The sequence below is a fragment of the Lactobacillus xujianguonis genome, from assembly GCF_004009905.1.
In the GTDB taxonomy this organism is placed as follows: domain Bacteria; phylum Bacillota; class Bacilli; order Lactobacillales; family Lactobacillaceae; genus Lactobacillus; species Lactobacillus xujianguonis.
This window is the reverse complement of the sequence record NZ_ML136875.1, coordinates 44286-66227: the sequence shown is the minus strand read 5'-3', so window position 1 is coordinate 66227 and position 21942 is coordinate 44286. Positions and strand designations below refer to the sequence as shown.

21 protein-coding genes are annotated in these 21942 nt (G+C 33.3%); all 21 read right to left on the bottom strand.

Annotation, left to right across the window (positions count from 1 at the left end):
- Positions 1 to 4: 4 nt before the first annotated feature.
- Positions 5 to 244, bottom strand: coding sequence for a CPBP family intramembrane glutamic endopeptidase (locus EJK17_RS11995; RefSeq protein ID WP_281273574.1), 240 nt, complete (start codon positions 242 to 244; stop codon positions 5 to 7).
- Positions 245 to 247: 3 nt separating this feature from the next.
- Positions 248 to 688: a hypothetical protein gene (locus tag EJK17_RS11765; RefSeq protein WP_246011967.1), complete on the bottom strand. Its 441-nt coding sequence runs from the start codon at positions 686 to 688 to the stop codon at positions 248 to 250.
- An 11-nt stretch (positions 689 to 699) separates the two neighbouring features.
- A complete protein-coding gene (locus EJK17_RS03315; RefSeq protein ID WP_236629306.1) occupies positions 700 to 3267 on the bottom strand; it encodes a DNA topoisomerase in 2568 nt (855 codons plus the stop codon).
- A 24-nt stretch (positions 3268 to 3291) separates the two neighbouring features.
- On the bottom strand, positions 3292 to 3555 hold the full coding sequence (locus tag EJK17_RS03310; RefSeq protein ID WP_103661081.1) for a hypothetical protein: 264 nt from the start codon (positions 3553 to 3555) through the stop codon (positions 3292 to 3294).
- Positions 3556 to 4237: 682 nt separating this feature from the next.
- The gene (locus EJK17_RS03300) at positions 4238 to 6082 is read right to left on the bottom strand and encodes an ArdC-like ssDNA-binding domain-containing protein (protein ID WP_103661080.1); all 1845 of its coding nucleotides are present in this window, start codon (positions 6080 to 6082) and stop codon (positions 4238 to 4240) included.
- Between the two features lie 168 nt (positions 6083 to 6250).
- Positions 6251 to 6673: an NUDIX hydrolase gene (locus EJK17_RS03295; RefSeq protein WP_127796190.1), complete on the bottom strand. Its 423-nt coding sequence runs from the start codon at positions 6671 to 6673 to the stop codon at positions 6251 to 6253.
- 237 nt (positions 6674 to 6910) lie between these two features.
- Positions 6911 to 8590, bottom strand: a complete 1680-nt coding sequence (locus EJK17_RS03290; protein ID WP_236629305.1) for a DUF3991 domain-containing protein — start codon at positions 8588 to 8590, stop codon at positions 6911 to 6913.
- A 398-nt stretch (positions 8591 to 8988) separates the two neighbouring features.
- A complete protein-coding gene (gene mobP2, locus EJK17_RS03285) occupies positions 8989 to 10602 on the bottom strand; it encodes a MobP2 family relaxase (RefSeq protein ID WP_127796189.1) in 1614 nt (537 codons plus the stop codon).
- Between the two features lie 87 nt (positions 10603 to 10689).
- Positions 10690 to 10938 carry a hypothetical protein gene (locus EJK17_RS03280; protein WP_246011966.1) on the bottom strand — a complete coding sequence of 83 codons (249 nt, stop codon included), beginning with the start codon at positions 10936 to 10938 and terminating at the stop codon, positions 10690 to 10692.
- A gap of 108 nt (positions 10939 to 11046) precedes the next feature.
- A complete protein-coding gene (locus tag EJK17_RS03275; RefSeq protein ID WP_246011965.1) occupies positions 11047 to 11274 on the bottom strand; it encodes a hypothetical protein in 228 nt (75 codons plus the stop codon).
- Between the two features lie 19 nt (positions 11275 to 11293).
- The gene (locus tag EJK17_RS03270; RefSeq protein WP_127796187.1) at positions 11294 to 11626 is read right to left on the bottom strand and encodes a hypothetical protein; all 333 of its coding nucleotides are present in this window, start codon (positions 11624 to 11626) and stop codon (positions 11294 to 11296) included.
- Positions 11627 to 12013: 387 nt separating this feature from the next.
- Positions 12014 to 12883 carry a hypothetical protein gene (locus tag EJK17_RS03265; RefSeq protein ID WP_103661074.1) on the bottom strand — a complete coding sequence of 290 codons (870 nt, stop codon included), beginning with the start codon at positions 12881 to 12883 and terminating at the stop codon, positions 12014 to 12016.
- Positions 12884 to 12915: 32 nt separating this feature from the next.
- Complete coding sequence (locus tag EJK17_RS03260; RefSeq protein WP_103661073.1) at positions 12916 to 13161, bottom strand: hypothetical protein; 246 nt, start codon at positions 13159 to 13161, stop codon at positions 12916 to 12918.
- Between the two features lie 2 nt (positions 13162 to 13163).
- A complete protein-coding gene (locus EJK17_RS03255) occupies positions 13164 to 13565 on the bottom strand; it encodes a thioredoxin domain-containing protein (RefSeq protein ID WP_103661131.1) in 402 nt (133 codons plus the stop codon).
- Position 13566: 1 nt separating this feature from the next.
- Positions 13567 to 14208 carry a hypothetical protein gene (locus EJK17_RS03250; RefSeq protein WP_103661072.1) on the bottom strand — a complete coding sequence of 214 codons (642 nt, stop codon included), beginning with the start codon at positions 14206 to 14208 and terminating at the stop codon, positions 13567 to 13569.
- A 14-nt stretch (positions 14209 to 14222) separates the two neighbouring features.
- Complete coding sequence (locus EJK17_RS03245) at positions 14223 to 14795, bottom strand: hypothetical protein (protein ID WP_103661071.1); 573 nt, start codon at positions 14793 to 14795, stop codon at positions 14223 to 14225.
- Between the two features lie 31 nt (positions 14796 to 14826).
- On the bottom strand, positions 14827 to 16287 hold the full coding sequence (locus EJK17_RS03240) for an aggregation-promoting factor C-terminal-like domain-containing protein (RefSeq protein ID WP_127796186.1): 1461 nt from the start codon (positions 16285 to 16287) through the stop codon (positions 14827 to 14829).
- Positions 16287 to 18296, bottom strand: a complete 2010-nt coding sequence (locus EJK17_RS03235; RefSeq protein WP_127796185.1) for a VirB4 family type IV secretion system protein — start codon at positions 18294 to 18296, stop codon at positions 16287 to 16289. The genes EJK17_RS03240 and EJK17_RS03235 overlap by 1 nt, the downstream gene beginning before the upstream one ends.
- A gap of 10 nt (positions 18297 to 18306) precedes the next feature.
- Entirely contained in the window at positions 18307 to 18936 is a 630-nt protein-coding gene (locus EJK17_RS03230) for a hypothetical protein (RefSeq protein WP_127796184.1), read from the bottom strand.
- Positions 18914 to 19240: a hypothetical protein gene (locus EJK17_RS03225; RefSeq protein WP_103661067.1), complete on the bottom strand. Its 327-nt coding sequence runs from the start codon at positions 19238 to 19240 to the stop codon at positions 18914 to 18916. Before EJK17_RS03225 ends, EJK17_RS03230 begins: the two co-directional genes overlap by 23 nt.
- Before the next feature lie 2 nt (positions 19241 to 19242).
- Complete coding sequence (locus EJK17_RS03220; RefSeq protein WP_127796183.1) at positions 19243 to 21936, bottom strand: pLS20_p028 family conjugation system transmembrane protein; 2694 nt, start codon at positions 21934 to 21936, stop codon at positions 19243 to 19245.
- Positions 21937 to 21942: the final 6 nt, after the last annotated feature.

Genomic DNA, 21942 nt, shown 5'->3' with positions numbered 1-21942 from the left:
CCCTTTATAAACTGCTAATTAAATAAACTGCTAAATTATTTCCTAAGTGTGCCATATAAGAATAGGTTAAATCTTTAGTTTTAAGGTACACCATTGCCAATACACACCCACATAATGCGTAGAGTACCGTAAATAAATCAAATTTGGGTTCATGCATAACTCCAAAAATTAATCCATTAACGATCACTGCTAAATAAAATTTTGACTTTGTACTTGGTTTATCAAAGAACCAACTAAAAAAGATTCCTCAGAAAATTATTTCTTCAAACAACGGTGCAATTACGACCAACATGACATTAATAATAGGATTCAATGACTGCTGTTGTTTAACTATTATTTCTTGGTTAGTGGCTTGCCCATTAATTAAAAAACCAGCTAAAACTTGTAAACTGCAAATTACTAAAAATCCTAAAACCGTATAACCCCAATTTTTCCATGTAAATTTGGGTAACCTACTTTTATTGTAGCTAGTAAAGTGCCAAGGATTTTGTTGATTAAGTCTTCTCTGATAAATACCGTACGTTAAGCTTAATAATGCTATAGTTAGACCAAATATATATACAATTGTTACTAACTTTAATTTTTTTGCATTAATCATAAATAGTCCTTGAGCAAAGCTATAAATGATAAATGTTACCAGTATTTGCCCAATCCCATTTGCTTTTGTCAATCCATCTTTTCTTTTCATTAGATTGACCCCTATTTGACAAATTTCTCATCAAAGCCAAAGAATGTTTTGCCTTTGAATTTCTTTTTTGGATTAGGCTTAATTTCCAAACGATATGTACCTTTTTGCCCATTGAAAGCTACTATTTGTTTTTTACCAGCAGCTATTTTTTTAAGTTCTTCAGGCGTCCATCGATGATTTCGATAAATTTTTTTGAAATGATATTCTTTACCGTCTTTATATGTAATTACTTCATAAACACTAGTATCAACTGGTCTAGAATTTGGTTTAAAGCCCCAGAATTTAACTTTACGCTGCCCCTCTTTAAATTCTTGTTCCGCTAATTTGCCTGTTGCAGTATAGCTCTTTCCTTGTTTATCAGTAGCTTCAAAACTAAGTTCCTTGCCAGCTAACAGCGTAATAATTTCTTCTTCAGTAAAAGCATGTTGACCATATTCTTTTTTAAACTTAATTTTTTGATTTAAAGGAAGATATATACCTTCTACATGATCAGTATCCTGAGGGAACTCTACTTTCCAAGAAATTCTTGTAACTTCTTTCCCTGTTTTTTTATTCTTATAAGTTTGCTCCGCTAAATATGCAATATGTTTTTCTTCTTTACCAAACTTATTACTTAAATAGGTAATTTTTTCGCCTGCAAGAGCTTTTTGTTGTTCTTCACTGTTTGTTTTATGACCATCAAAAATTGTAATTGGTGGATTAACTGTTTCATTGTTTTTCACAAAAATACCACTGAAGCGTTCAATTGCTTTCAGATCACCAGCTAATTTGTTAACTTGATCATCTTGTTTTAGTAACGGAGCATTTTTAATCATTATTGCTTTATCGTGCTCAATCGTCTTTGCTGCAACTGAATACACCATGTCTTGTTTGGCTGGATCATCTTTAATTTCATTTAAAATGTCCTGTAAACGTTTGGTGATTTTGCCAGATGAAAGATAAGTATCTTTAGCTAAACAAGCAACTAAAGCACCAGTACCCGTCACATGAAAAATGCCCTTGGTTACCTTAATTTGAGGAATTACCTTCTTATTCTCGTTACCAATTGCTTGTAATTTACTGATAGTTTGCATCTTAGTAGCGCCAGTACCTAGATTCCATTTATCTAAGTTATTTAAAATAAAAGTTAATGTTGGTTTTGCTGGAGGAGTATTGGAACCCTGATAAACCAGTGGATTAGCTTCATCACTAAAACTTTTAGTAACTTCTGCTTTATCTTCTTTCAAAGATTCATCATCAAAAATCAATTTATAATTCTGCTCTTTTGGTACATTAATTGTACTGATAAATTCACTATGATTTGCTAAATGGGCTTTGATTTGCGTATATACATAATCTTCTGCCAGCATTGCTAGGTAAGATTTAGCAAGTTGTAAGTATATATCTTTACCACACTCACCATATTTACTTGTAACTTCTTCAATTGATTTAGGTACCAATTTAGTAGGACGATTAGCACCATGATCTTCACTTTTGATAATAAATTTCTTTCGCGGTTCTCGATGAGTTAGTAACTCAGGATCAATACCAACAACTCTAGCAATTTTATCTGCATATGGTAGCAACTCATTAAAATCATCTATTGTAATTGCATTGTCTTCTGTTCTTGGATATGACACAATTTTATCATCATACATTTTTTGATATGTACTTGTTATTTGATCTGTAGTGTATTTTGATTGGAATATTTTACCTAAATCAGCCAAGTTAACTAATTTTGGTGGTTGTTTACGCTTATCTTCGGTAGAATCAATTACAATTTGATCAGTAGAGTAATCGTTTAAATCTTTTTTAGCAGATAATTCATTATCAAAACGCCAAGAATCACCCTCTTGATAATTACGTTTAAACACATTACCATTAGCATCTTTATAGCGTACTTCATAAAATGGCTTTTTAACGTAATTAGTCCTAGCTTTGTTTTGACTATCTACCAAACACGTAATGTACGTTTGTAATCGTCCAATTGAAATTGCTTTTCCTTTATTATAAAAACCTTCTTGACGAGCTAAATTAGTAGCAATTCTTGATTCTTCTAACCCAGTTAAAAAATCAAATTTTTGTCTAGACTTACCTTTAACAAGCATACCTTGCGTATCTTGAGTTGATAAATTAGCTTTTTCAGGCTTATGTAACGCATCAATAACATAATTTGCAGAATCATCACCTTTGAAACGTATTCGCCAAATTGCTTTATTCCATCCAAGATATTCAGCTATCTCCCAACCTAATACATCGCCTTCTCCAGAAGGGTCATTATCAGTTGCAATTACAATCACATCATGTCCTGGTATTGCATTTCTGATATTTTTAATATATTTTTCTTTTCCTGGACTAACGTATTTTTGCCAATTAATGTCAGTGGCATTCCAGGGAAAATTATCTAAATTTTTCCAATCAGAATACTTTTCAACCAAACTTTTATCTACCATTTCATTAGGTGATTTAAGTTGTAAAAGATGACCTGCTGCATAGACAATGTCATACTGATTACCTTCAAAGTCACCACTCATTCCACCCAAATAATCCGCAAATTTTTCTGCTTGAGATTTTTTTTCGTTTAAAATTAATAGTTTCATAATTTTATTTCTCCTTATGGATTCTTAAAAGTTAAACATTTGTTTTAATTGTGGAGCAAAACTTGTGTAATCCTCGATTGCTTCAATCTCTGATGATTTTATCCAACATTTATCTTCTTTAAGGTTTAACACATTATTATTTTTGATTAGTTCTAAAGTAGGCACTTTTAAAAACTGCCAATTTGTCATTAAGTTTTTAATCACGGCTGCTTCTAGGTTAACCCAATAATCCGTGCCATTAGTACGTAGTAAACATGTATTTTTAAAATTGCTATCTGTAATTTTCATCTAATTACCTTTCTATAAACAAAAAGGATACTTCACGGTATCCTCGACAAAATTATTGAAATTCAAAAAAATGAAGGTACTTATATTATATATCGTTTTTACGATATTTAAAACTTAAAATTACCAATTTTTAAAACAAAAAAACCGCTAGGCAATTCTAGCGGTTTAAAAATGGCACTTGGTGCAACTTTAGTTTTATCAATTGCAGTTGAGTATAAAGTTGCGCCTCAACTCATAAGTGCTGGTAATTATTCCGCACTTGCTTGTCCACTTTTAATAAATATTATACCCTTAGGGTATCCATGTTGGAAGTGGATTAATCTCCATTTAAGATCCACCTAGATAAGAATACTAAATAAATAAAAGCTTTCTTATCTATTTATATTATATATCTTTTTATTGATATTGCAATTAAAAATTAAAAATCTTAGATTATATGTAACTAATTAAAAATAGAATGTTCCTGTCCCATCATGTCCTCAACGTACTGTTGCAATTCATCTAAAAATGAGGCATAATAGTTCTTGGAGTAAATCTAAGGATGGATACAAACATTCTTAGTTTTTTTTATGCCCTTTTTTCCTTAGAAGGTTTATTATGAAAGATCAAACTAAAAGACATTGTTTCTCAGGCATTAAAAAAGCCGACACCACGCTATGTAGTGTCGGCTTTTAGTATTTGACTATCTTTCTAGTCCTCTATCTTTGCTACGTCTTATCATTGCTGCTACCTTTGGATCTACCACTGGTCTATGATCTTGTTCTTTGTCTGATTTTGATTGAGCAATATCTTCAACAGGACTTTTGTGATCATTTTCAGGCTTAATTGTTTCTTGTTTAGCATTTTGCTGAATTTTTTCTTCAACATCTTTTGAAACAAGACTCTTCACACCATCAATTCTCGCTTGCTCTTGTTGAATCACTTTATCCGTAGCTTTTGTAAGTACTTTTGCTGCAGAAGTTGAGTGAGCAATTATTTGTCCCTTAACACCTGTCGGGAGTTCATTAAATTTTTTCCCATTCTGCGTCCAACCAGCAATATAGTTCACAGTTTCTTTCCTAGAATCGATCCCATAGTTGCTTGCATACAAATAACTAGTTAATTCGGCCTGCATTTCTTTTAATTCTCGCGGTAATCCCTTTTCCTGCTTGCTATTATTATGCAATTGTGCATGTCCTAGCTCATGAGCCAATACAGTTACATTCTCTGTAGGTGTATTGTACTGATTTAAAACAATTTGGTTAGTTTTAGTATTAAAGTATCCTTTAGCAGTTTGAGGATCATTTACATCTTGCATGGAACTATCATACGTGATGACTGGCATGTTCATGTTTGCAGCTACAGTTCTTAAGCCTTGTTCTAAAAGATCTAGTTGCTCTGGATTTTTTGCTTTAAAATCTTGATGTCGATTAGGATACAATTCAGGATATTTTTCTTTTGGCATATCAGTTTGTGTTGCATCAAAAACAGTTCCTAATTTGTATATTGTACGGTCATAAGTTTTAATTTGCCCCTTTTTAATCTTTTCTTTTTCTGATTCAGTTGCAAGTTTTAAAGATGTTTTGGATTGCTTACCGTCTTTATCTTTACGGTAGAAAACTGTAATTTTTGCAGGAACAAAAATCTTACTGCCTTTCTCGCCTTTTTTAACGTTATATCCCAGCTCTTTAAATTTAGCAAAAGAGCCAACAGCAACTGCTCCTGGACGTTGACGCTGGATTAATAAAGCATTCCTCGCAGAATAGTTGTGAAACTTGTTGATAAATTCCAACAATTCTACAACCTTCTCTGGAGATTGTGTATAATGCTCTATTTCTTCTAACAAGCCATTTTTCAACTTTTCAACAGTTTGGGTATGCTGCTTTTTCCAAGCTTCAAGATCCAATTTCTTTTTAGAATGGACTTTGGATTTTTCTGAAGTTTGTTTTTCACGCTTGTTAAAATCTTTCAAATTTTGGTCCATTTGATGAATGCCTTTATTTAACCCTGACAATTCTTTATCATTTAAAGGTGCATTCCATTGACCATTAGGTGCTTTTTGCCAGTTTGGAGAGTGTTCTGTAATTCCAATCTCCTGTTCTAGATTGATTGATTTTTGTGTTAAAGGCTCAATACCATCTCTGTTAATTGTGTGCCACTGATATTTTCCATCTTTATTAGGAGCGTACAAGTAATGATATTCAATATCAGAATTTAAGGTTTTGGCTACTTGACCATAATCTCGTGGATATTCTGTATATTGTTTTAATGCGTTTTGCATTGATTCTAAACTTGGATAGCCTTGGCTAACATAAGTTTTATCTTGTTTATATTCCTTCAGCTTTGAAGCAATATCTTTTGGATATTCAGGCAGGATAGAATCAGCATGATATTCGCCTAGTTGCATGATTTTTTCAGCATCAGCCATTGTTTTATAGTTATTAAGCAATGTTTGACCCACTCCACTTAAATATCCGTCCATATGAATGTACTGTGTTGTTACAGTACCATCAGGCTTAAGTATCGAAATATCTGAACGTGTTGACATACTTTTTCCTTTCCAATACAAAAACCGAGCATATGCTCGGTTATAACTATAATTTGGTTAAAAAACTGAAAGAAAAAAGCCATATCACGTTAAAATTCACATGATACAGCCTTTTAGTAAACTTTCAGTTTGTAGGTAAGGTGGTGCTCTAATATTCTTCATTATTATTTATAACCTCAATTTCTTTATTTTTTTATAACTCCTAGTGCAAAAGATTTTACATATCACACTGAGAGTTAAACTATCGATAATTTGTCCATTTGCTACTAACTCTTTTAACTCTTGAAAAGTAACCCACTTATATTTTCTATTTCCTTTTATATGTAATTCAGAAGCATCTTCAACTTCTGTTAAATAGCCTAAAACTTTCATATCTAACGTTGCTGGAAACATAATTTCTTTCAGTTGAATTGAAATATTCGGTTTTAAATTTGTTTGTTCTTTAAGAGTTTTAAGAGCAGTAACAAATAAACTTTCATTATTTTTTTGCAAACCTTTAGAAAATTCATACCGAATTTTTCCATTACTTTCAATTTTGAATAAAAGATACTTACCTAAATAACTAGGAGCAACTATAATTGCTTTTTTCATTTGTATCCCATCCTTATATTTTCTATCTCCATAAGATGTCACCCTTTTTATCTTTTCGTTGTACAATTTGTGTAAAGATCACGGTGCAAATTAAAGAGTTGTTTTTCAACTAGGTTGCCTACTGCCTTAGCGACATGCTAGCTTAAAGAAGGCGAGGACTAGATCAGTGAGAATCTTTAAAGAACGGCACATACGGAAAGCGGTATGTGCTTCTTTTTTTGTTTATTTTTTCTTTGCTTATCTCTCTAATCCCCTATCCTTTCTATGTTTCATCATTTCCGCTATTTTTGGATCTACCGCTGGCTTACACACTGGCTTTTTTTCAGGTGTTTTGTCTTTTTCTTTACTTTCAATTTTTCTATAAACTTTTAGGGTGTCGTTCCAGTCTTTTCCAAATTTTTCACTTGGTTTAATATATTTTACTTTTGAAAATTTAGATTGAATATCTTTAACAAACTTTTTCCCAGCTTCATCATTATCTACCCCTAAAGCAACGGTTTTAAGAGTTCGTCCTTCTTTTTGGAGTTGTTCAGAAGTTTGTTTAATGTATGAATTGAACACTTCCTTTTTTAAGCCATCCATTGATACAAATCTAGTATTTTTCAGCCCTCCTTTAATTTTTGCTTTAGATAAATCATAAAAACTAATTGCATCAATTGGTGATTCGAAAAATTTTATATTTTCAGGAGTTTTGCCATTCATGTTGGAGGAGTCAAAAGTAAATCCATAGCCTGTAGTAGAATTCTTTTCAATAACTTTCAATGTACCTCTTTTGCCATATTTTTGATGATCAACTTTAGTTCCTTGTTTTGACGTACCTTTAATTTCTTTAGTTTTTGGATCTCGCCATAAAAAAAGTGCATTTCCATATTTATCTTGGAAAAGCACTTTACTGTTATGGAGCTGGTCGATAGTTTGGCTAGATATTCCTCTCTCATTATGTAAATATCCCCATACTCGATTGATTTTATTATCTTTATCTAGCTGATCCTTATTAAATTTAAAAGGTTCTTTTTTTACTTGATATGTTTGACCTGCACTAACACCACTTTCTAAAACTTTTTTAGTTGCAAAAATAAATTTGTCCTTGTTATTTAAATTACTATCTGCCATTTCATATTGTTCAACAAAACTCAAAGCGCCTTTGCCATGAACTTGTCGTGAATTCCAATAGAAGGAATTTTTAGAAGGTGTTATCACAAGTGAATCATGCTCTACTCCTTTAAATTCATCTGCTCCTGTCTGTTCCAGTTCTATTCCAGCAACATTAGCATACTCTACTATACTTGCTTGATTTGCAGCTTTAATCTGTTCAGAAGTAAAAGCTCTACCGTTTTTACCATCATGATTTTGAGTAGCCTTATGCCTTTGTTGATCCTTAACTCTTTCTTTCTCTAAACCTAATTCTTTATTAAAGTTAGGTAACGTTGAAAACCTATATTTATCATCGAGGGGACGACCTTGTTTCACTTGTTCCATATAGTGAGTCACATAATCACTAGTTTTATCATAAAGTTCATCTTGTTTTTGAAATAAAACATGATATTCTTCTGGGCTAATACCACTTTGAGCAAGTTTCAAATCTATGTTGTTATCTACTAAAATCATTTTATTCAAATCCATACCTGAATAGTTTGTATAACTATTGGATCCTTTTTCGATTTCACTTGATTTCAAAACTAGATATGTTTCAGGAAACCTCGCTAAGTTGTTTGCAGGAATATGGCTTCTAAATGGTACAAAGTAAGTATGTGTAGAATCTGAAATGAGTTGTCCCATTAATGGCATATATGGACGACTGGGTTTCATCATTGCTTCCTTAACCTCATGATCGTTCATAGTTAATTTACCTTTGTCATCATACATTTCCTTTGGAAATCTCACAATAATTGGATATGGTTGATATTGTTTTTTCATTATATTTTCCTTTCTGTTCTAATATGTTATAATTACCTTTGAAGAGGGGGAGGTTTAAATAGTAGTCAAGGATCCCTGTAGCCGAACGGTTGAAATAATTACTTAGTACACTACCAAAAATAAAAAACGTCCTACTCGTGAGCTGTTTATCGTGGAACTGCATAATAGCAAGTGCGTCAGCTTTATCAAAACCCTCGAAGATTGATTTTAAGTCGTGCTTATACACGGCTTTTTTATTGCTTTCACTTATCTATAACGAAAAAACAAGTAGTCAATGACTACTTGCTTTTTTTCTATAATATTAAGTTTACCTTTTGTTTCCTCTATTTCTTAGCAAAGCAATGTAAAACCCACTATGCCCGACTAATACATTAGTCATTAAATTAAGATAAGATATTTTATTCTAGTTCTTTTTCAACTTCATTCTGCAATTTTTCGAATTCACGTAAGTTCTTTCTGCTTTCTCTATCCGCATTGGTTTTTTCAAATACTTTTTCTTGATTTGATTTTATTTTGCGTATTTGACTTTGAGTTATAAAGGGTTTCTTTAGATAATGCCCTTTTATATTTCTTGTTTTACTTTTACCATGTGGATGAGGAGCATAACTTTCATCAAATGAAGATTTCACATTTTCTTTTTTGGATTTTTGCTTATAGATTTCTTCTAATGCCGATTGAATATACTTATTTGGATCTACTTTTTCTTTAAAACTAACTCTATGTCTTTGATTATGGTTTGCCTGCTTATCAATTTTTCTTAAATCAGCAAGTAGTGCATTCCCATTTCTGGCGTATATCCCTTCTTTACCATATAACTGATTAATTGCATAATTTTTATTGTTACGTTTACTTTTACCATATAAACTTTGTCGGTCATTTTGTAATTCCCAAACTAAGTCTTTATATTTTTTGAAATCAGAATTGTCTTTTAGCAGTTCATCAACTAAGTGATTCGACATCTTTTTTTGTGGTTCATTCAATTTATTGTAAAACCATTTCCGTCTTGATTCAGGCAAGATTTTAACAAATTCATTAAGCTCTGCCTGAAAAGTTGGTTGTTCAACTTGAGCAGTCAAGTTAATTTGTATAGCTTCTCTAATCGTTTGACGTTTTTGAGATAATTCTTTAGTTAATTCTGATGAGCCAATTAATTCATTGGCAAAGCTACTCTTCATATGATCAATTATTTTTTGCGGCCGTCTACCTTTAGGTTGACTAATCCCATCTCGATTAATTAGTTTTCTACGTGGATCTCGTTCTACAGTCGCAATATGTATATGCACATTATCAGTATTGCGATGAATAGAAGCTACCCAGTACATATTATTTAAAGGAGGATCCATTTCATTTTGAAAAACACTTTGCATTTTTTTAGTTGCTTTTAGTAACTCTTCCTCGTTTAAAATTCCTGTACTAGATAAGATTCCTTTCTTTTTTAAAAAGCTATTATCAAAACTAACTACATCTTGCCACAATACGGAATTATTTTTTTGTCCTTCATTTAACTGCTCGCGAATATAATTTAAATCTTTTAATTGAACAACATTTTTGTCTGAACTAAAAACTCCATCCAAAACTTTTTCTTTTGTTGCATGGAGTTCACTTAGTCGGTTAGCAGCAGCTCCAATCTTTTCTAATTCACTTTGTTCCTTTGCTGTTAACTTTGAATTTTCTTTTTTATGATTTAATGCATCAATTCTAACCATATACCCAAGGTACTTATCAAATTCCTTATCGTTTAAATCAAAAATACTTTTTTTCTTAATTAATTCTTTTGCTTCTTTTTCTCTTTTAGAATGCTCTTCACTTTTTATCACACTAAAATTATATTTTTGATCTAATTTTTTCGCTTGAGTTTCAACTCGGTCTAATTCAGATTTTTCTTTATCTGATAAATATTCTTTTTTCTCTAATGCTTCCTTTCTAGCCATATATCCAACGTAACGCCCAAAAGTTTTTTGTGCACTTGGTGCAGAAAATTTTGAAGTCAAAATTATGGCTGGTCGATTCAAAATTTACCTCCTACAAATAAAATGATCAGATGTTAAACTAAATAAATTTTAAAAGCTGTAGAATTGCGATCTCAGCATCAAGATTTATTACCTTTGTCCGCCATTATCTTCCATCTTATTATTAATTCGTTCTTTAACTTTTCTTTTTGCAGATTTATAAATTTCTGCATCAATTCCATTACCGACAATTTCCATTCCTTGCGTCATTAAGTATTCACTTGTCATTTCGTTTTGAATGGCAATCTGTTCTTTGGCAAACCTTACTTGCTTCGTTAAATCTTTTAAACTCGATAAATTTTTTAATTCTTGATTTAGTTCGTCTTCTTTTTCTAACACTTCTTTTGCATGACGAAAAAAAGAAATATTGTTTGGTATAGAATTTTTTCTTTATACTCCTGAATCCAATCGAAATCTTGATCTTCTATCGTTACCCTAAAAGTTGTTCTACTCATTTTTATTTTTCCTTTCTTGCTTTTGTACCATCTTATCTATCTTTTGATTTAGCTTTCTCAATTCTGTTAGTTCTTTATTTTTTTGCATTCCAATCAATGCATTAAAAAATAAAAACTTAAAAAGTTCACCATTGTTATCAAAGTGATGTTTATTACGAATGCCATTAATTGCTTGCCATTGTTTGTCATTCAGACGAAACTGAAGCATGTGTTGTTTCATTATTTACCTTCTTTCTAATTTATTTATCTTCCTCATCGGAAAGATTTGCTAAATCATCTAATAAATTCATTCCCTTTTCCGTGTCTTCACGTTCACCACTCATAAAGTATTTAACAAGAATGTTTAACGCTCTTAAATATTCTTGCAACAGTCTATTTTGTTTTTGAATCAACAAACTAGTTTCTGAAATTTCATCTTGCTTTTGAAAATTGAGGGGAATTTTCTCAATTTCTTCTCGCAAAAACATATTTCTGGAAATTTTTTTACTCGAATTTTTATTTAATTGATCAACAATTCGATCAATCCTTGCTAAATTTTGTTCGCTAATTCCGCGAACTTTAATTGTTATCATGATAATTTTTCTCCTTTAGTTTTTAACTTCTAATTCTACTGTTGATTTTGACCCTCAAATTTTGGTGAAATCTGCTGTTTTTAGTTTCCTCTAGTAAAGAGCATAAGGGAATTCTGACCCCACACCGTTTTTCAAGGTGTGCTGGGCTTGGTTGTACCAAGCGATTTCCTGTTTTTAGAAGTGTCCCCACTTTTTAGAAATGTGACACATTTTGTATCTACTTTTGTTCGGATTTTAATACTTTTGACACGATCTGTGTTTACACTTTTGAGTAAAGTACGAACTAAACACGCCCTGTGTCTACAATTACACTCTTTGCGTCACACTTTACACTCTTTGTGTCGCACTTTTTTAGCAGATTTTTGAATCAATTTTTGTGTTTTTGTGTTAACTATCAAAATCTCCGTCCTTAATATCGTTGATTGTGTTCTCATATTTTGCAATTGCAATTTGACTTTGTTTAACTTCAGATTTGTTTTCTGAAATATCTGTTTCCAAACTACTAATTTGATTCTGATAATTTTCTTTTTGGCTCGCGTCAACCTTTTCCATTTTTTCTTTTGCAGCATTCAAATTATTTTGATCATTTTGAATGGTTGCTTGGGCATCCTTGATTGAATTTTGTTCTTTGGCAATTTTCTTTTTATTCCAATTTATTAAATACTGACGGTAATCTAACAAATAATTTTGATTGGTCTTAATTACTTGCCCAGATGCTAGATCAACTTTACTTTCCTTAACAAAGAACTCAATGTAATTATCTTTAGAGAAATCTTGCATGTTAACTCTCTTGTTAACTTTCTCTGGTAGAATATCCACCTTTAAATCTCCAAATCCATTTTTGATTCCACTAACTTCAATTACTAAAAAGTGATTATTTATTTTGCGAGATTTAATTGCAAGTTTCTGTCCGTCTTCACCACCATGTGACATGTCAACTACTCTGGTCGCAAATTTTAAATTGCTCAAGTCTGGATCATCACTTGTTGATGTTATGTCAGTTGAATCTCCGAGATAATATTCTAGTAACATGTTTCCACTTTGCTTATTGTAAACAGCACTGGCTAAGTGGAATGAAGAATTACCTGTCACTACATTTTGTGTTTGTTCAGTATCAATTGATTTACCTGTCCAATATGGACTGGCAACAATTATCACAAAAACTGCCGCAACTACTGCAATCACTGATAAATAAATCTTGCGATACTTATGTTTTTGGTGTCGCTTCAATTCATTTTTATTTTTTCTCTTAAACATTTTTTACCTTTCTAATTTTCATCTGCATCAGACTAATTATCTGAATCTATGCGATAGTTTTTACTATCGTTTAATTCTTGTTTTAATTCTGTTATCTGTTCTTGTTGATCTCGAATTTGTCTTTGATTTTCAGAATTATAATCATCACGATTAAAATAAACAGTTGCCATTAGTTGCGCTGCTGATAACAGAAATAAAATCAGTGAAATTATTTTCCATCTATGACTCGACTTTTGTAGTCTCGTCTTTTCTGATTGATAAACAATACGACTAGACATTTTTACTCCCCCTTTATAACCTGATTAATTCTTTCTATGTTCGTACCTGAATACTGCTCTACACATTTTCCATACTTTAAATGTAAAATAGTTGGAACTTGAGTTAATTTATATTCAGAAATGTAATGCCGATTTTTAGGTTGATTGGTGTTAATCAACTGAATATTTTTCCTAAATAAATCTTTTTGCGTAACAACATATGAAAAAATCGAACGACAAGCTGGACAATCATTTCGATAAAACAATACTGTTTCTTCAGTATTGTTTTTAATTTGGATAACGGGCTTTTGATTTAATTCATGATTAACATGTTGATTAAAGGCTAAAATTCCCATTAGCAAGAAAAAAATCATTGCTAAAATAGTTGCAATGATTTTGGTTCTATTTGATTTTTTTATTTGCATCTTAATCATCCTCGCGATCAATTTGATAGCGTCCTAGGTAATCGATAGCAGTAATTTCATTTGTCTTCATATCATAAACTAAGTGATAGGCATCAGTAGGTGTACCTAATGTTCTACTATCTTTAGTCATTTCAAAATAAACTGAGGCATACACAGGTACTTCATCGTTATCTAAAATTCCTGTTGTTAAATTAAGTTCGTCTATTTGCCCAGTCATATCTGCACCACTATACTGTAACTTCAATTGTTTATTATTTTGAAACATAGACTTGGTTTGTAGAAGTTGCCTACTTACTAGATTAGATTCCTTAATTTTGTCTGGAATTTTTAGTTTTTCATCACCACTATCATATGTGTATAGCATCGTTAAAAGTTTTCGTACCTGCTTTTTAGCTTTGTTTTGTGCCACCTCCTGTTTGGCTAACTCTTCTTCATTCCCTCCCTGCTTTAGTGCAGCTTGCCGCTCTGAATTGTCTACAGTAGTTGCCATATTTTTTAATTTTGCTTGTTTATTGGAAAGTTCAGTTCTTGCTTGGTCAGTACGATAATCAATAGCTTGTTGTTCGTTTGTTTCAAATCCAATAATACCAAGCTCAACTAGGATTCCCAATGTCGCAAACACTAAAAGATATTTTTTCTTCATCTCTATTTTCCTTCCTATTGATTATTTATTGCTATTTCTTTAAAGCTGTTAATTTTTTGTAGCTTCAAATCATAGTCAAACTGCCAAGCGTAAGTAACGTCTTTCTTATTTTGGCTTACAGTAACATCAACGACTGTGATTTTTGTATGGTTTACATTAGTTAAATTGCCAAAATAGACTGCCGTACTTTTGTTTTTTAAATAACCGTAGGAATCACCATAATCTTTGATAAAGCTTTTTCCTTGTTTGCCTGGTAAAAATTTTTCCCATCTTGCAAACTCTTTTGCTTGATTAGATAATTTCCTTTCAGTATAAATTTCAGGGACAACCTTTAAAAATCTATCACGTGCGTCCTTCTCGGCTTTAACTACATCAAACTTTTGTTGATAAGCCGAGTTTTTCATTTGATTAGTTTTTGCGGCTGCGATTTCTTTATTAACTGTCTGAATTTCTGCTTTAATGTCATTTAATTCATTGTTTTTAGGAATTCTCGCTAAAGCAAAAATTCCTAGAACACCAAATAATGTTGCAGCCGTCATTGCCCATATTTTTAAATTAGACTCACGTTCTTTTTTCTGCTGCTTCATTTGTATCCTTCTTTCTCGGTATTAATAGGTATTAATACCATCCGTGCTTTTCCCAAAATTTTTGTGCATTGCGCCATGAACCATAACGTCCCTTAACATACCGATTGGCAGTCCTGGTTTGATTTTTATGACTAAAGTCGCCGTGGAGATATTCTTTCTTCAATTGATAACGACCATAAACACTAGAATTAGTTGGATTAGTTGCGTCCCAACGACCACTTGATTCATGTTGGACAATCCAATCACGAGCTTCAGATTCTGTTTTTGATAGACCATCGTCTGCTTCAGATTCTGCATCGTTATTCAACCCTTCTTTGATTAATTTAATTGGATCATGCCAAGTTCCATCATCTTTATATGCAGATTTTTCCGCAGTATTGAAGTCTTTCTTCGTTGCCCCAATGTGCACGTGGTTAATGCTACCTGAATTATTTGCTAAATGTCCTATCTTGTCTCCTACTGAAACTTTGTCACCTACTTCGACGCTTACATATTTCAAATCTCCTTCGTCAAAGCCAAATTCTTGATAGATAGTATTCCATCCGTCAGAACCTTCTACCCAAACATACATACCTAAGTTGTCTTGAGTATGACCTTGAAAGGCAATCTTTTTAACGGTGCCACCATGAATTGCCAAAATATCTTGACCTCCATAAGGTACTGTACCAAAGTCAACCCCATCGTGAAATCCTCCCGTTCTTGTGGACGATTTACCAAATAATTGCTCACCTGAAACTGTATTACCTGGTCCACTTTTTGGAATTGACTTGAATGGCCAGCCCCATTTTCCGCTAATAGTCTTACAATCTTCTTCTGCAGAATTGTCTGATCCACTAGAACCATCACCCTTTGCTAGTGATTTATTACCTTTTAGAGCATCATATTTTTTAGCTTGAGCCTCCATACCTGCTCTATATGCACTTTCATCTGCAGTGTAGTATCCTGCTTTTTTCATTGCGTGAGCATAATCCGCAACGGTCGCATCCTTACCTAATCCTGCTTTTTTGAAGTTATTTTGAACCGTGACAGCCCATTCTGTCGCAAAGTCACTTAGACTAGCATAGTGTACATAGTTGCCTCCTTCGCCACCACGACTTTCACCTTTTGTGCCAATCGTAGAACCTGGTGAGTAAGTCATACCACCAAAATTATGATCATGTCTTGCAACAGAACTATCACCATTACCTGTCTCTTCGCCCATTTGAGCAAAAAGCAATCTAGCACTAATCCCTGTCTTCTCACTCACGGCATCCGCGATATGCATCATAGCAGTTTCACCATATTTAGGAGTTTCAATAACACTAATTCTGCCTTCTATTACTCCTCCCTGATTACCACCTGTATCACAATCATCATCTGAAGCTCCACCCATTGCAGCAATCAAAAGTACAATGAAATACAACACCGCTACCAGACTTAGAATGCCTAATAAAAAAACGGCTAATCCAGCCCATCTCTTTGTCTGTCTTAACCGTCTAAGATTTTTAATCATTATTGACCACCTGCAAAAATTTCAAGTTGTCGTTCAGATGGTTTAATCTTGACTTGGTATCTTTCTCGCCCTCCCATCGTGACAATTACTTGTCCTGTCTGCAAGTCAGGAATATTACTATAATCTGAACTATTTAATGCTTCACCTAGTAAACTTTTTATTTTCTTACGTTGTGATGGATCCATACTCATCAACCACTTATATTGACAAAGTTCAAATACCACTTTCAAACTTGACAACTGAGCTGATTCAACTGAATCAGGAACCATTTCTTCAGGTGACTGCGTTGCAAAAATAATTCCACCCCAGAACTTTCTCATTTCACGTTCAAAGTTTTTAACGTAATCTACAGCAAAAATATTTTTATAGTTGATGATGTTATGACATTCATCTAGGAACACATCAAAATATTGCACATCTTGACGCGTTATTTTTCCTGCTTTTAATAAAGCATTTTGTTTTCGACCATTAATTAACGCTTGACTCCAGATTAAATTTAAAGCCATATACAACTGTGCCTGATAAACATTTTGAGTCATCGTTGAAATAGCGGATGAATCAAATAACAAGAGTTTAGTATCAGTTAAGTCTCTCATCGTTGAATAACCATCGAATAATTGACCATAATTCTCAATCATTGATTCTAGGGCTACTTTGATTTTTTCATACGTTCTAATTCTTTCTGCCGTAAATTGATGTTCTTGATAATAAATTGGTGTAGCTAATTGTTGTAGCCATTTCAAAAACTGGCTGAAAGTTGGGTATTTCTTACTATCTAAATTAGTAATTTTAATGCTTCCTTTATTCTGCTGAAAATTTCTAGGTAATAGACCCATATCTACGTAAAATCCACGTAGTAAAGAGTCAAATTCTTGCATTTCAATATTTTGAAATGATCCCTTGTTGATCATTTGAAACAGAATATCCACTTTAGAAATATGTTGATAAAAACTGGCTAGTTCATCAACCTTACCAGTATTTTCATCAACTATAGTTGCCATTACCTCTAATGGATTAATCATACCTTCAGAACCATCTAGACTAACTACTGTACCACCATAATGTTTAATTAAAGGAATATATTCCTTTGTTTTATCAATCCCACGGAAATACATGTCCCTTGCGATTGCGCCTTCAACCAACATTTTCATTAAAGTAGATTTACCAGCACCCATCTTTCCCAAGATCATCATGTTAAATGATCTGCGGACGTTAGTTGATCTGAATTGATCAAAATAAAAAGCTCCTCCAGTACTAGTACGACCTAACCACACTCCTCTTGGATCCTTTAGGCTTTGAGCTGAAAATGGATCACCAGCACCAACCGTTAATGCTGGAATTGGTTGTTCTGGTAGAGCAGCCAAGTCTTTTTCTTGATAAGAGAGAGGCAAAGCCATTGATTTAAATTGCTTGTCTTGCATAAACATATAAACTGCAACATTATACCCTTCTCCGCGAAGTTTGCCACGTAGATTAGACACAGATTGATCTAATGCTTCTATTGTTGAAGCATAAACAAAAATTCTAGTTAACATTAACTTAGGAATTTCGCCACCTTGACTTAATTCCAATGCATACTTTTCTAGTGATTGCATATCTTTTTGCGCGTTTAAAGCATCTGTAGCTTTTCTTGCATTAACTTGTCTATCTGCCAATTCCTCAATTGATCTGTTTAACTGCCGTTTAATTTCATAACCTGAGTCAGTTTTAACATCAATTGTAGTTAAAGTTGAATCGTTCAAGGCTACTTGAGTCAGCCACAGTAGCAATGGATCATTAGGATAATGAATTACGGACAAACAAGCCGCATATCCATCACTAGCAATTGCGTAGTTATCCGCAAACGTGATCCCACCTTGAGGTTGTACATCTGCTAAAAATCTAGTATTGAACCCTTTTTTGGATAATTCACGTTGCTTTTTTAAACTAGTGACTTGACGTGGATTTAGCTTAACATTTACTTTTTTTGTCTTATGTTTTCTAGCATTTACTAAAGTAGAAAGTCTCATATATTTCCCCTTATTTACTATTTAAGTTATTTTCTCGAAAAAGCACTTTTACCGTTTCATCGTAGTTTAATGGTTGCAAGCCCATTAGTCCTTGATCTGCAAATTGCGCTGTCCTTGTGTTGACTTTAATATCATGATTATCTTCGCCAAAGATCATAATGTAAAATCGCACATCAGAATAATCTTCAGTGTCTCTTGATAACATAACTGCTTGTAGCAACATTTCATTAACTAAACGCAACCGCATTTTTTCATATCTTGTCTTAGGTAACCTAATGCCATTTTTTAGGTGCCTAAAGTACTGTTGCTGTTCACTAGTATCAATCCTTGTTGACATGACTACAATCTTATAATCATTGCTATAAACTCGATTAAAAGCTGTAAAAGAGTCTAAGTACTTACTTCTAGTCTCACCGTCAAGTGAATATAGATCCGTAGAGTGCACACGTAGGAATCGCGCCTTGGTGCCATCCTTTAAATCCAAAATCCCATCTTGGGAACAGGAGCTATAACCTAGATACTCAATAATTGATTGATCTCTAGCATCTTGCTTTGATCCTTTATCTAAGCCAAACGCTCTTAACAAGCTAGGTGCTTTTCTTCCTCTTTCCCTACTTTTATTTCTTCTTTTTGTTTTCATTATTTTCTCCTTCTAAAAATAATGGATAATATCTACTTTGATCTTGTCGCATGATACTTAGAAGTACACGATAATTTCTAATTTTTGGTGCTAGTGGAGTACGCATTACTAACAGGATCCCCACAATTACGCCAAAGCCTGTCAAAACTAATTGCCAGGTTGGCTGTAAATTAAACAGAAAAGAAACTTGTTGACCAGCCATGCCACCGATGAATAACGCGAAAACATCGAACATATCTAAGAAAAAAATTTTGATTGAAACATTGGTTGATTTTGGAATCATAATTTTTTGATATTTATCCATTATTAATCATCCTTTCTTTTACTATCACCATGAGCTAAAGTGCCTGCATTAGTAGATCCTGTTGATGTTGGATTAGTTTCAGTAGTAACATTTTGATTTTCAACACGATGATTAATTGTAGTCTTATTATGTCTGATTTCATCTACCGTGTTATTGCTACCTTGGCTTTCAATAACTCTATGAGTACTGATTGGTGAAGTTGAATCACTCTTCATTGCATCACTCACACTACTCATACCTTGATTACTTGTATCATGAGTAGAAATTTCTGTTCTACCTGGTTTTCTTTCAACATTAATGTGGTTAGTACCAGCAGTTTCAGTTACCGTACTGCTACTATCTTGACCAACAATATCAGACAAGTGACGACCACTTTCCCCAACTGGTTTAGGTGCTTGAGTTGAGTCAGTCTTATGCTGTTGACTTGCCACCTCATTAGTAGAGTGTTGTACTTCACTTAAACTTGGTAATTCATCGTTAATTGAAGACGCAGCAGTTGTTTGTCCATATCTTGATCCTTCTGGAGAAGTACTGTTAGCCTTTGGTTCATTAGCCGTTTCTTTCTTATCAGACTTAAGAGAGTTCGTTGCTTCACTAACTGTAGTGTCTGGAACTTTGCCATCATTTGAAGTCTTAGTACCATCAGTTGATTTAACACCGTTAGCAGAAGTACTTTCCTTAGCAACATTTGCTTTAGGTTGATTATCTTCAGTCTTAAGACCTTGGTTTTGAATATTTTCAGTTTTAACTGAATTATCTTTAGTAGTACCAGAGTCTTTACCAGCAGAGGTTACTGTTGAAGCTGTATCCTTCTTACCTCTGTAATTTGGATTCCCTACAAATGATGTATCACTACCTACACCTGTTGGAGCTGCGCTACCACCATTCTTTTCAACACGATTCTGCATATATGGATTGTGGTGTAATGAATTGTACTGATTATCAGTTAAGCCACCATTTCTAGACATTCTTGCAGCTTCATCCTGAACAGTTTCAGCAACTGCACCTGAATTGACTGCTCTATTCCAATCCATAGCATTACCGCCATTTTGAATAAAGTCTCTATGTGCTGAACGATATGCTCTTCTTGCATAACTTCCAGCTTGCCGAGCTTCACTATTACTTGCACCATTTTCCTTGGCTGTAGCTTTAGTGCTATTACCAGCTTCCCAAGCTTGAGCTTCGCCAGCAATTGCTCCTGCTGCTTTACCAGTACCACGAGCAACATTAATTGCTCCTTTAGCCGTATTTTTGCCATTGTGAGCAATATATTCAGCTGCGGCAATTCCACCTGCAACTTTAGTCCAACCTTGCTTAAGACCTGTGTCAAGACCGAAGAATTTTTGTACTTTGCTTGATCCTTCCCATAGTGCCCAAGTTAACGCAATCATTCCGACAGCATATAAGTAAGCATTATCATGTATTTGTCCAGCATCAGATGAACTCATCCAAATTGCCGCAATTCGGTAGAAAGCCAATTCGAATCCTTGAAATGCAATTAGTAATGCTGAACTAAAAATATCTTGAACTGCAGCTTTAGTACGTTTACCAGTCTCTAAATCTGTTGAGAAGATAATGATTGATAATACTTGCATAATTGCTAATTCCAGAAATGCTCTAACTGAAACAAAAGTAACCAGTAAGAATGCAATTGTCATTGAAATTAAAGCAATTATAACTGGAAGAAATTGAACTGAATATCGTTCATATCCACCATTAAAAATTTTGAAAAAGGCAGTATTATTTTGATCAACTTTGGTTGCAAAATATCCTGAGTAGGCTTTACCTTGGTCATTTGATTTTGTACCCACTCCCGTAGGGGCTAATTTATAGCGTAAATTATCGGGATCCCATGCTGGTTTTTCCTTAGATTTATTGGCTTTATTACTTAATTTTTTAGCTAGATCTGCAGAAATAGTAGTCGATAAATCACCTGATGTTGCCGTATCAAAATCTGATTTATTCATCTCAAATGATCCATAGTGGACATCTTTTTGGCGCTGATCTTTAATTTCACCATTCTTGTCTTTAGAAACACCTTCCCACTTCGTATTGGTATCGCCATTATTGATCTTGAAGCCACTAAAGTTATTAGCCACAATAGCTAGTAGGTCATTGGAATTGGCTTGTACGATTTGATAAGGCAAGCTTGATGTCCCCTTGGAGTTATCAGCTTCTACAAATCCTTTATATACACCAGTTGACTGATCTACTACCCAATTAGTAATTGGCTGGATATTCCCAATCAAAAAAGCGGAAATTGCTAATTGCCAAACAACATTTTTAAGTTGAGGAGCTTTACTTGAAGTACCAATTTTGATACCTACCCAGGTTAAAGTCAAAATCATCAAACCTGCAGCAATTCCCATTACTCCGTTAATTAAATTATTATTTAACCCAGAAGATTTAAGTATCCCTGAGAAATTTAAACTATCTGTTGCTAATTCACTTGCCCAATTAGCTAAACCATAGAAAAACTTAACTACGCCCCACTTAAATTGATTTAAGAGTCTGCCCATAAAATCGTCATAGTGTAAATATGGAGCTGCATTCTGCAGAGCTTCAGTCACTTTTTTGAGTTTGCTTGGGTCATAATCACCTGAATTGGTTGATTTCTGCCACCAATCCACCAATCCGCTAAAAATATCTAAATATCTAGGATTAATGAAACTAGTTAATACTAACCAATTTGCCATCAATTT